10 protein-coding genes, 2 tRNA genes and 1 pseudogene are annotated in these 12,000 nt (G+C 38.7%); all 13 read left to right on the top strand.

Going from position 1 to position 12,000, the window contains the following annotated elements:
• Positions 1-15 precede the first annotated feature (15 nt).
• The 13 genes and pseudogenes from H7O61_RS00600 (at position 16) to H7O61_RS00660 (ending at position 11,867) form a co-directional block, all read left to right on the top strand.
• On the top strand, positions 16-720 hold the full coding sequence (locus tag H7O61_RS00600) for a di-trans,poly-cis-decaprenylcistransferase (RefSeq protein WP_078241651.1): 705 nt from the start codon (positions 16-18) through the stop codon (positions 718-720).
• Complete coding sequence (locus H7O61_RS00605) at positions 714-1,400, top strand: ABC transporter ATP-binding protein (RefSeq protein WP_041049767.1); 687 nt, start codon at positions 714-716, stop codon at positions 1,398-1,400. The genes H7O61_RS00600 and H7O61_RS00605 overlap by 7 nt, the downstream gene beginning before the upstream one ends.
• 312 nt (positions 1,401-1,712) lie before the next feature.
• Positions 1,713-2,987, top strand: coding sequence for a phosphoribosylamine--glycine ligase (gene purD, locus H7O61_RS00610; RefSeq protein ID WP_187833108.1), 1,275 nt, complete (start codon positions 1,713-1,715; stop codon positions 2,985-2,987).
• A gap of 48 nt (positions 2,988-3,035) precedes the next feature.
• Positions 3,036-3,515, top strand: a complete 480-nt coding sequence (locus H7O61_RS00615) for an RDD family protein (protein ID WP_187874837.1) — start codon at positions 3,036-3,038, stop codon at positions 3,513-3,515.
• 1 nt (position 3,516) lies between these two features.
• Positions 3,517-5,778, top strand: a complete 2,262-nt coding sequence (locus tag H7O61_RS00620) for an LPS-assembly protein LptD (protein WP_001878079.1) — start codon at positions 3,517-3,519, stop codon at positions 5,776-5,778.
• A gap of 14 nt (positions 5,779-5,792) precedes the next feature.
• Positions 5,793-6,497: a phosphoribosyltransferase gene (locus H7O61_RS00625; RefSeq protein ID WP_001090667.1), complete on the top strand. Its 705-nt coding sequence runs from the start codon at positions 5,793-5,795 to the stop codon at positions 6,495-6,497.
• Positions 6,498-6,499: 2 nt separating this feature from the next.
• Positions 6,500-8,566, top strand: coding sequence for a polyribonucleotide nucleotidyltransferase (locus H7O61_RS00630; protein ID WP_001930199.1), 2,067 nt, complete (start codon positions 6,500-6,502; stop codon positions 8,564-8,566).
• Between the two features lie 132 nt (positions 8,567-8,698).
• Positions 8,699-9,016, top strand: coding sequence for a F0F1 ATP synthase subunit C (locus H7O61_RS00635; protein ID WP_000669961.1), 318 nt, complete (start codon positions 8,699-8,701; stop codon positions 9,014-9,016).
• A 73-nt stretch (positions 9,017-9,089) separates the two neighbouring features.
• Positions 9,090-9,176, top strand: a tRNA-Leu gene (locus tag H7O61_RS00640).
• A 53-nt stretch (positions 9,177-9,229) separates the two neighbouring features.
• Positions 9,230-9,316: transfer RNA gene (locus tag H7O61_RS00645), tRNA-Leu, on the top strand.
• A gap of 299 nt (positions 9,317-9,615) precedes the next feature.
• Positions 9,616-10,131 carry a serine O-acetyltransferase gene (gene cysE / locus H7O61_RS00650; protein ID WP_000886344.1) on the top strand — a complete coding sequence of 172 codons (516 nt, stop codon included), beginning with the start codon at positions 9,616-9,618 and terminating at the stop codon, positions 10,129-10,131.
• Positions 10,132-10,369: 238 nt separating this feature from the next.
• Positions 10,370-10,546, top strand: a pseudogene (locus H7O61_RS00655) (IceA2 protein); the annotation flags it as partial.
• A 331-nt stretch (positions 10,547-10,877) separates the two neighbouring features.
• Entirely contained in the window at positions 10,878-11,867 is a 990-nt protein-coding gene (locus H7O61_RS00660; RefSeq protein WP_187874838.1) for a DNA adenine methylase, read from the top strand.
• Positions 11,868-12,000: the final 133 nt, after the last annotated feature.

The raw sequence follows: 12,000 nt of genomic DNA on the forward strand, positions 1-12,000 counted from the left end.
TAAAGGGTAAAGGCATTGGATAACACTCTCAAACATCTTGCCATTATTATGGATGGTAATGGCAGGTGGGCTAAATTAAAGAATAAAGCTAGGGCTTATGGGCATAAAAAAGGTGTAAAAACCCTAAAAGACATTACGATCTGGTGCGCTAATCATAAGTTAGAATGCTTGACTTTATACGCTTTTTCTACGGAAAATTGGAAACGCCCTAAAAGTGAAGTGGATTTTTTAATGAAAATGCTTAAAAAATACCTTAAAGATGAGCGATCCACTTATTTAAATAATAACATACGCTTCAGGGCGATAGGGGATTTAGAGGGCTTTTCTAAAGAATTACGAGATACGATTTTACGGCTTGAAAGTGATACCAGGCATTTTAAGGATTTTACGCAAGTTTTAGCCCTTAATTACGGATCTAAAAACGAGCTTTCAAGGGCGTTTAAAAGCTTGCTAGAAAACCCGCCTAACCATATCAATAATATAGAAAGCTTAGAAAATGAAATCTCTCATCGTTTAGACACGCATGATTTGCCGGAAGTGGATTTGTTGTTGCGAACAGGGGGGGAAATGCGCTTGTCTAATTTTTTATTGTGGCAATCTAGTTATGCGGAATTGTTTTTCACGCCGATTTTATGGCCTGATTTCACCCCTAAAGATTTAGAAAACATCATTAGCGATTTTTACAAAAGAGTGCGCAAATTTGGGGAATTAAAATGCTAGTAGAAATAGAGAATTTGACTAAAACTTATGGGAGTTTAAAAGCGCTAGACAATATCAGTTTGAAACTACCCAAACAGCAATTTATAGGGCTTTTAGGGCCTAATGGGGCGGGTAAAACCACTCTGTTAAAGATTTTAGCTGGATTGAATTTGAACTATCAAGGGGAAGTGAAAATTTTAAATCAAAAGATCGGTATAGAGACTAAAAAAAGCGTGGCGTTTTTAAGCGATGGCGATTTTTTAGATCCTAAATTAACGCCTTTAAAAGCGATCGCTTTTTACAAGGATTTTTTTAGCGATTTTGATGAATCAAAAGCCCTAAATTTACTGAAACGCTTTAGCGTGCCTTTAAAAAGAGAGTTCAAAGCCCTTTCAAAAGGCATGAGGGAAAAATTGCAGCTGATTTTAACCCTATCACGAAACGCTTCTTTGTATCTTTTTGATGAGCCGGTGGCTGGGATTGACCCTATTGCAAGAGAAGAGATTTTTGAGTTAATCGTTAGTGAGTTTAGCCAAAACGCAAGCTTGTTAGTCTCTACGCATTTGGTGGTGGATGTGGAAAAGTATTTAGACAGCGCGATTTTTTTAAAAGAAGCTAAAGTGGTGGCTTTTGGGGATGTGGGGGAATTAAAAAAAGGATATAGCAGTTTGGAGGTAGCGTATAAAGAAAGGCTGAAATAAATCAGTCAGTTTGTCTTAAAACGCCCAAACGCCAATTAAAACTATCACAGATCGCTTGAATATTTTTGCATGGAATTTCTTTAAAATTTAAGTATAATTGTAAGCATCGCCTAGATGATTCGTGTTTCTTATTGATGGCAAGTTCGTTGAAAAAATAAGTTAGGCTAAGGTAGTGGTTTTTGTGTGATGGCATTTTTTAAATCTGCCCCTAAGAAAATCCTCCTAGCCTTATTAGTGTAGGTTTGTTGAACTTATGCGCATGTAAAAGTAGCGGTCATCTGGGTTTAAAAACAACCACATTGCAGGAAAGACATGAAAGATAACAATAACTATAATGTTTTAATTGTGGGGAATAAGGGGCGAGAGTATGCTTTGGCTCAAAGGCTTCAGCAAGATGAGCGAGTGAATGCTTTGTATTTTTGTTTGGGTAATGGTGGCACTCAAGATTTAGGTGAGAATCTGGAATGCGAACATTACGAGCATATCGTGGAATTAGCCCTGAAAAAACAGATCCATTTAGCCATCATTTCAGAAGAGGAGCTTTTGATTTTAGGGCTTACAGAAATGCTAGAAAAAGCGGGGATTTTAGTGTTTGGGGCTTCTAAAGAAGCGGCTAAGTTAGAGGCTTCTAAAAGCTATATGAAAGCTTTTGTTAAAGAGTGCGGTATCAAAAGTGCATCTTACTTTGAAACAAACGATTTAAAAGAAGCTCTCAATCACATTCAAAACGCTTCCTTCCCTTTAGTGATTAAAGCGTTGAATAAAAACACAAGCATTGTCCATCATCAAGAAGAAGCGCTAAAAATCCTTGAAGACGCTTTCAAACAAAATAATGAGCCTGTGATCATAGAGCCTTTTTTAGAGGGGTTTGAGCTTTCAGTTACAGCGCTCATAGCCAATGATGATTTTATCTTGTTGCCCTTTTGCCAAAACTACAAACGCTTATTAGAGGGGGATAATGGAGTCAATACAGGGGGTATGGGGGCCATCGCTCCTGCAAACTTTTTCTCTAATGAATTGGAAGAGAAAATAAAAAATCATATCTTTAAACCCACTTTAGAGAAATTTCAGGCTAATAACACGCCTTTTAAAGGGGTTTTACTCGCTGAAATTGTGGTCATAGAAGAAAAGGGCGTTTTAGAGCCGTATTTATTGGATTTTAGCGTGCGTTTTAAAGATATTGAATGCCAGACGATTTTACCCCTTTTAGAAAGCTCGCTTTTAGATTTGTGTTTGGCTACAGCCAAAGGGGAATTAAATTCTCTTGAACTGGTGTTTTCTAAAGAATTTGTGATGAGTGTCGCACTCGTTTCTAGGAATTACCCCACTAGCTCTTCGCCCAAGCAAACCCTTTATATTGATCCGGTTGATGAAAAAAAGGGCCATTTGATTTTAGGGGAGGTGGAGCAGGATAATGGCGTGTTTGAAAGCAGTGGGGGGAGGGTGATCTTTGCCATTGGCAGAGGAAAATCCTTATTAGAAGCCAGAAACCATGCTTATGAAATCGCTCAAAAGGTGCATTTTGAAGGCATGTTTTATCGCAAGGATATTGGTTTTAAGGTGTTAGATTTGAAAGAATATTCTTAAAGGTTAAAGTTTAAGACAAACCAAAGAGTTTGTCTTGTTTGTTTTTGAATGCGCTCTCCAAATTTAGAAAAAGAAGAAACTGAAATCATAGAAACGCTCCTTATGCGTGAAAAAATGCGTTTATGCCCCTTGTATTGGCGCATCTTAGCGTTTTTAACCGATGGTTTGTTGGTAGCGTTTTTATTGAGCGATCTTTTAAGGGCGTGCGATTTCTTGCATTCTTTATACTGGTTAGCTAACCCCATTTATCATGGCGTGTTTGTCATAGTGAGTTTTATCATCTTGTATGGCGTTTATGAAATCTTTTTTGTGTGTTTGTGCAAGATGAGTTTGGCTAAACTGGTTTTTAGGATTAAGATCATAGATATTTATTTAGCGGATTGCCCCAGTAGGGCTATTTTATTGAAGCGTTTAGGGTTAAAGATCGTGGTTTTTCTATACCCCTTTTTATGGTTTGCGGTGTTTAAAAACCCCTATCATAGGGCGTGGCATGAAGAAAAAAGCAAAAGTCTTTTGGTGTTGTTTTAAAATGATTCGTTGGTTTTATGTGGTGTTTTTTTTGTTATTGAGCGTATCAGACGCTAAAGAAATCGCTATGCAACGATTTGACAAACAAAACCATAAGATTTTTGAAATCCTTGCGGATAAAGTGAGCGCCAAAGACAATGTGATAACCGCCTCAGGGAATGCGATTCTATTGAATTATGACGTGTATATTCTAGCGGACAAGGTGCGTTATGACACCAAGACTAAAGAAGCGTTATTAGAAGGCAATATCAAGGTTTATAGGGGCGAGGGTTTGCTCGTTAAAACCGATTATGTGAAATTGAGTTTGAATGAAAAATATGAGATCATTTTCCCCTTTTATGTCCAAGACAGCGTGAGCGGGATTTGGGTGAGCGCGGATATTGCTAGCGGGAAGGATCAAAAATATAAGATTAAAAACATGAGCGCTTCAGGGTGCAGCATTGACAACCCCATTTGGCATGTCAATGCGACTTCAGGCTCATTTAATATGCAAAAATCGCATTTGTCAATGTGGAATCCTAAGATCTATGTCGGCGATATTCCTGTATTGTATTTGCCCTATATTTTCATGTCCACGAGCAACAAGCGCACCACTGGGTTTTTATACCCTGAGTTTGGCACTTCCAACTTAGACGGGTTTATTTATTTGCAACCCTTTTATTTAGCCCCCAAAAACTCATGGGATATGACCTTTACCCCACAAATCCGCTATAAAAGGGGTTTTGGCTTGAATTTTGAAGCGCGCTACATCAACTCTAAAGACGACAGGTTTTTATTCAATGCGCGCTATTTTAGGAATTACACCCAATACGTCAAACGCTATGATTTGAGGAATCAAAATATCTATGGTTTTGAATTTTTAAGCTCCAGTAGGGACACTTTACAAAAATACTTCCATCTTAAGTCTAATATTGACAATGGGCATTACATTGACTTTTTATACATGAACGATTTGGACTATGTGCGTTTTGAAAAGGTCAATAAGCGTATCACAGACGCCACGCACATGTCTAGGGCGAATTACTATTTGCAAACAGAAAACAATTATTACGGTTTGAATATCAAGTATTTTTTAAACCTGAATAAAATCAATAACAACCGCACTTTCCAATCTGTCCCTAATTTGCAATACCATAAATATTTAAATTCTTTGTATTTCAGGAATTTATTGTATTCAGTGGATTATCAGTTTAGAAACACTGCAAGAGAGATCGGCTATGGCTATGTGCAAAACGCTTTGAATGTGCCGGTGGGTTTGCAATTTTCTTTGTTTAAAAAGTATTTGTCTTTAGGGCTTTGGAATGATCTCCAACTATCTAATGTGGCTTTAATGCAATCTAAAAATTCCTTCGTGCCTACGATCCCTAATGAATCAAGAGAATTTGGAAACTTTGTGTCTTCGAATTTTTCCATGTATGTGAATACGGATTTGGCTAGAGAATACAACAAGCTTTTCCACACGATCCAACTGGAAGCGATTTTCAACATCCCTTATTACACCTTTAAGAATGGCTTATTTTCTCAAAACATGTATGCTTTAAGCGCGCAAGCTTTAAACAGCTACACCTCGCCTTTATTGAGAGATTACGATTATCAAGGGCGTTTATATGACTCCGTGTGGAATCCTAATAGCATTTTACCTAGCGATGCGAGCAATAAAACGGTGAATTTAACCCTAACGCAATACCTTTATGGCTTAGGGGGGCAAGAGTTGTTGTATTTTAAAATATCGCAACTCATCAATCTTGATGATAAAGTTTCGCCCTTTAAAATGCCCCTAGAAAGCAAGATCGGGTTTTCGCCCTTAACGGGATTGAACATCTTTGGGAATGTTTTTTATTCGTTTTATCAAAACCGCTTAGAAGAAATCTCTGTGAACGCCAATTACCAACGCAAATTTTTAAGCTTTAACCTCTCTTATTTTTTAAGGAACAATTTTAGCAGTGGGATTAATAGCATTGTAGAAAATCCTGCGGATTATTTAAAGGCGGGTTTTAGCAACGACTTTGGCTATTTTTCCATGAGCGCGGATGTGGGTTATGATATTAGAAACAATGTGGTTTTAAATTGGAATGTGGGGATTTATAAAAAAATCCGTTGTTTTGGGATTGGCTTTCAATTCGTCAACCAACGACGCCCTATCCTTACTGGCGATCCCAACCAGCCTATAAGAGTGTTTGAAAATAACTATGTTAAGCTAGAATTAGACTTTTCACCGATCACTAAAACCAATGTGACTTACCGCTCTTTGCAGCGTAAGTGAGGAAAGGAACAGATTTGAATACGGACTTTAGCCATATCACCGATATTGAGGGCATGCGTTTTATCAATGAAGAAGACGCTTTAAACAAATTGATTAATGAAATCCACACGCGCCACATTGATTTAAAAGATTCCATCATGCTCGCTTTGAGTTTTAACGCCTTGTATTTAGCTAACGCTTTAGCACAAAAATTTGGGGCGACTTATGATATACTTTTTTTAGAACCTATCTTAGCCCCTTTAAACTCAAAGTGTGAAATCGCTTTAGTGAGTGAAAGCATGGATATTGTGATGAATGAAAGTTTAATCAATTCCTTTGACATCGCTTTAGACTATGTTTATGGGGAAGCCAAGCGGGCTTATGAAGAAGACATTCTGTCTCACATCTATCAGTATCGCAAAGGCAATGCGATTAAAAGCTTAAAAGATAAAAATATTTTTATCGTAGATAGGGGGATTGAGACCGGGTTTAGAGCAGGGTTAGGCGTGCAAACTTGTTTGAAAAAAGAATGCCAAGACATTTACATTTTAACCCCCATTCTCGCGCAAAATGTCGCTCAAGGCTTAGAAAGTTTGTGCGATGGGGTGATTAGCGTGTATCGCCCTGAATGTTTTGTCTCTGTGGAGCATCATTATAAAGAACTCAAGCGATTAAGCAATGAAGAAATTGAAAAATACTTGGGCGCTAACAACGCGTCCAATCTCAAAAAGGAACATTAAATATGGATTTTATCACCATCAACTCTGGTAACAGAACCGAAGAATTCGCTCTCAAACAAGTGGCCAAACAAGCCACTAGCTCTTTAATGTATCGCTTAGGAAAAACCCTTATTTTAGCGAGCGTGTGTATAGAAAGAGAGCCTGTGAGTGAAGATTTTTTGCCTTTAGTGGTGCAGTTTTTAGAAAAATCTTATGCAGCCGGTAAAATCCCGGGCGGTTTTGTTAAAAGAGAAGGCAGAGCGCAAGATTTTGAAATCTTAACCTCTAGGCTCATAGACAGGACTTTACGCCCTTTATTCCCTAAAGGTTACCGCTACCCTACCCAAATCACTTTAATGGTTTTAAGCCATGATATTGAAAACGATTTGCAAGTTTCTGCTTTAAACGCCGCTTCAGCCGCCCTCTTTTTAGCCCATATCGCTCCTATTAAAAGCGTGGGCGCTTGCAGGATCGCTAGGATGGATAACGAATTTATCATTAACCCTAGCGCAAGCCTTTTGAATCAATCCAGTTTGGATCTGTTCGTGTCCGGCACCAAAGAGAGTTTGAACATGATAGAAATGCGCTCTTTGGGGCAAAAATTAAACGCTTTAGAAGAGCCTTTAATGCTAAAAGCTTTAGAATTGGCTCAAAAAAGTTTGAAAGAAACCTGCACGCTTTATGAAGAGGCTTTCACGCCCTATCAAAACGAGCTTCTTTTTAAAGAGGGCGAAGGGATAGCCCTTAATGAAAGGCTGTTGGATTTATTAACAAATCAGTATTTTGATGAAATCATCAAAGGCATTGAAAGTTCTGCTTTGAGCGAGCGAGAGAATGTTTTCAAAGAAGTGGCTAGAAAAATCAGCGAAGCCCACTCAGAATTCAGTTTAGAAGAAATTGAATTGTCTTTAGAGAAGGTGAAAAAAACCGAGATCAGACGCATGATTATTCAAGATAAGATCCGCCCAGATAAGCGCGCGTTAGAAGAAGTGCGGCCCATTTTGATAGAGAGCGATTTGCTCCCCATGGCGCACAGCTCCATTTTATTCACTAGGGGGCAAACTCAAAGCTTAGTCGTAGGGGTTTTAGGCACGGATAATGACGCTCAAACCCATGAGAATTTGGAGCATAAAGCCCCTATCAAAGAGCGCTTCATGTTTCATTATAATTTCCCTCCTTTTTGCGTGGGCGAAGCGAGCTCTATTGGCGCGACTTCAAGGCGCGAATTAGGGCATGGGAATTTAGCTAAAAGAGCCTTAGAAACGAGCATTAAAAATAAAGAGCAGGTGATACGATTGGTTTCTGAGATTTTAGAAAGCAATGGTTCAAGCTCAATGGCGAGCGTGTGCGCAGGGTCTTTAGCCCTTTATGCAAGCGGTGTGGAAATTTACGATTTAGTCGCTGGGGTGGCTATGGGCATGGTGAGCGAGGGGCAAGATCACGCCATTTTAAGCGATATTAGCGGTTTAGAAGACGCCGAAGGCGATATGGATTTTAAGATTGCCGGGAATGTAGAAGGCATTACGGCTATGCAAATGGATACCAAAATGAGCGGTATCCAATTAGAGGTTTTATACCAAGCCTTACTCCAAGCCAAAAGAGCGCGCAAACACATTTTAAAAATCATGCATGAAGCGAAAGAAAAGATCGTGATCAATTTTTCCCATTTGCCCACAACTGAAATTTTTAATGTCGCGCCAGATAAAATTATAGAAATTATCGGTCAAGGGGGGCGCGTGATTAAAGAGATAGTAGAAAGGTTTGAAGTTAAGATTGATTTGAACAAACCGAGCGGTGAAGTGAAAATCATGGGGAATAAAGAGCGCGTTTTAAAAACTAAAGAATTTATTTTAAACTATTTGCATTCTTTAGATCAAGAATTGGAGCGATACGCTATTGATGAGGTGCTAGAAGCTCAAGTGAAACGAATCGTGGATTTTGGGGCGTTTTTAAGCTTGCCTAAGGGAGGCGAAGGCTTGTTAAGAAAGCAAAACATGGACAGGTGTCAAGTGATCTTAAAAGAAGGCGATAGCATCAGGTGTAGGGTGATTAGTTTCAATAAGGGTAAAATCGCTTTGGATTTGGCTTAAAATTTTTAAAAAGCGTTTTTAAAAGAGATTTTAAGCAAATTTAGATTAAAATGAGTCCTTGCTTGTATTTTTGAAAGTAGAGGAACGATTCGAAATGAAAATCAAGCCTAATTTTTGAAACGGAGTGCGAAAATGAAATTTTTAGCGTTATTTTTTCTGGCTTTAGCGGGCGTTGCTTTCGCTCATGATGGTGGCATGGGTGGGATGGATATGATTAAATCTTATTCTATCTTAGGAGCGATGATCGGTCTAGGGATTGCCGCTTTTGGTGGGGCGATCGGCATGGGGAATGCGGCCGCAGCGACCATTACAGGCACAGCGAGAAACCCAGGAGTGGGCGGTAAATTGCTCACAACCATGTTCGTGGCCATGGCGATGATTGAAGCGCAAGTGATCTATACTCTAGTGTTTGCTATTATCGCTATTTATAGTAACCCATTCTTAAGTTAAGGGTTTTGATAGGCTAAATTATTGCTTAAAAAGCATGATTTAGCTATAATATTTTCTTATTTTTGAATTTTTAGCACTGGTGGTGGAATTGGTAGACACGCCATCTTGAGGGGGTGGTGGGAGCAATCTCGTGCGAGTTCGAGTCTCGCCCAGTGCACCATTAAGTTTTTTTAAGGAATAAGTGGGTATAATCTCACTCTTTGCTCTATACACGCCGAAGTGGTGGAATTGGTAGACACGCTAGACTCAAAATCTGGTGGGAGCAATCCCGTGTCGGTTCGAGTCCGACCTTCGGCACCACTACTAGTAATTTTTTTCAATCTGCTTTTTATTTTTTCGTTTAAAATAGTTTTATTCCAAATAAATGCCAAATCAATGATGGATTAGCGGGTTTTTAAGCCTTTTTAAAGGGTTGTTTAAGAGAATTTAAAGAAATTAAAAGAGAGAGCGTTTTACCCTATTAATTTTTTACTCCATTAAAAGGAGTGTGAGTTTGGGTATAATGGCAAGAAAAATTTGCATCAAGTTTTATTGGAATGGATGAGAAAAATCTGCTTAAGTCATGTTGATCCAAATATTTTTTAACCGGAGACTCTGTCATGCTAGATCTGTCTTATAGCTTGGAGCGTGTCTTGCAAGAAGACCCGGCAGCTAGGAATAAGTGGGAGGTGCTCTTGCTTTATCCGGGCATTCATGCGCTGCTTTGTTACCGCCTAGCGCATGCGTTGCACAAGCGGAGGTTTTACTTCATCGCTCGTGCACTTTCTCAGTTAGCGCGCTTTATCACTGGGATAGAAATCCATCCGGGCGCTAAGATTGGGAGGGGGCTTTTTATCGATCATGGCATGGGTGTGGTGATTGGCGAGACCACAGAGATTGGAGATGATGTTACCATTTATCATGGCGTAACTCTGGGTGGCACGGGCAAATTTAAGGGCAAGCGCCACCCTACTTTAGGCAATCGTGTGGTAGTGGGGGCAGGGGCTAAGGTCTTGGGTGCGATTTGCGTGGGCGATGATGTGAAGATCGGAGCTAATGCGGTGGTGCTTTCAGATTTGCCCACGGGTTCTACGGCTGTAGGCGCTAAAGCTAAAACCATCACAAAAGATCGTTAATTTTAGACAAGTGGTTGAGCTAATTTGAGCGATGCGGGTTGTTTTGAGGGTAAATTGATTTAATGTTGCAGAGAGGGATTTTATGAGAGTTAAGCGGGTTTGTTGTTAAGCTATTCTTTAGGGATTTTGCGATCAAATACTTAAATACTCGAATTAGGTTTATTTGTTAGTTAGACTATAGACTAGACTGGTAGTTTGGCGTTGGGTATATCACAATTTATATTTTAGGAGATTTATAATGGTGGTTGTAATTAAAGTCGTTAATGGCAAAATACAGGAATATGAGAATGGTAGCCATAAGAGAACCTATGGTAGTAATATCGTAGCTGCAGATACTGATGGGCATATTGTTGCTGCTGTTACTGCAAAGGGTAAGGTAGAAGAATATAAGAATGGTAGTCATAAAAGAACCTACTAGAAAATAGGGTAATAGCGACAAAAGTTTTGATACATTCAGCTAGTGGGGGGTGTTGCTGTTTTTTTGGCAGTATTTTAATGAGCAGTTGCGATAGAAAAAGTCTTTATTGGCAATAGGGGGGGTTGTCTCGTTGTTTTAATGAAGCGATTGATAGGGCGTGCGGTGTTAAAAAACGATCATCGTTTCACATAGGATTGATTAGTTGGTTTTAAGATTATTGTAATTGTGGGGGTTAAGACTTATTCATAATCAAGTTATGTTACAATACATAAAATTTAATTTTAATAATAGCCATACTTATTTTAAAGAAGCATACAAACACGGATCAATGAACTATATCGGCTCTAAATACAAGCTCATTCCCTTTATTAAGGAAAATATCCATGCGGTTGTAGGGGACAACCTTTCTGGTGCGATTTTTTGTGATCTGTTCGCTGGGACGGGCATTGTGGGGCGCGCGTTTAAAAAAGCCGTTAATAAGGTTATTTCTAATGATTTGGAATATTATAGCTTTGTTTTGAATCAAAATTATATCGGCAACATTCAAGAAATCCCTAACCAAGAAGAGCTTATTGATGAGATTAATAGCGTTGCTTTAAAAAAAGGCTTTATCTATTCGCATTATTCTTTAGGGGGGAGTTCAAGGCAGTATTTTAGCGAAACAAACGCTCAAAAAATTGATGCGATGCGTTTAAAAATTGAAGAGCTTAAGCTTTCTCAAAACATTGATAATTGCACGTATTATTTTTTGCTCGCATCGTTATTGGAGAGCGCGGACAAGGTGGCTAACACCGCTTCAGTTTATGGGGCTTTTTTAAAACGCCTTAAAAAAAGCGCTCAAAAAAAACTCATTTTAAAAGGCGCTCATTTTGATGTGAGTTTAAACGCTAATGAAGTGTATCAACAGGATTCTAATGATTTGATTGGAAAGATTTCAGGGGATATTTTGTATTTAGACCCTCCTTATAATGCGAGGCAATACGGGGCGAATTACCATTTATTGAACACGATTGCTGCTTATACGCCCTTTATTCCAAAAGGCAAAACCGGCTTGCCCAGTTACCAGAAATCCTCTTTTTGCTCTCGTTCTCAAATCTTAAACGCTTTTGAAAATTTAATCAAAAAAGCGCGATTCAAATATATCTTTTTAAGCTATAACAATGAAGGGCTTATGAGCGAGACAGAGATTAAAAATATCTTAAAAAAATACGGCGCTTACTCCTTAGTTACTAAAACTTACATGCGTTTTAAAGCGGACAACAAACGCGCCCATAAAGCCGCGCACACCAAAGAGTGTTTGCATATTCTTATCAAATAAGAGTCAAAATAACCCAACCTTTAAAAAGGGGCTTTAAGTTAAAAATCTAAAGAGCGTTAGAGTTTTTAAATAAGGCTTTAGCCGGCAGTATTTGATTAAAACCAATCCAAACACTTCAATGATGGCAAAAATA

The sequence above is a fragment of the Helicobacter pylori genome (assembly GCF_014496965.1).
Classification (GTDB): Bacteria; Campylobacterota; Campylobacteria; order Campylobacterales; family Helicobacteraceae; genus Helicobacter; species Helicobacter pylori_CZ.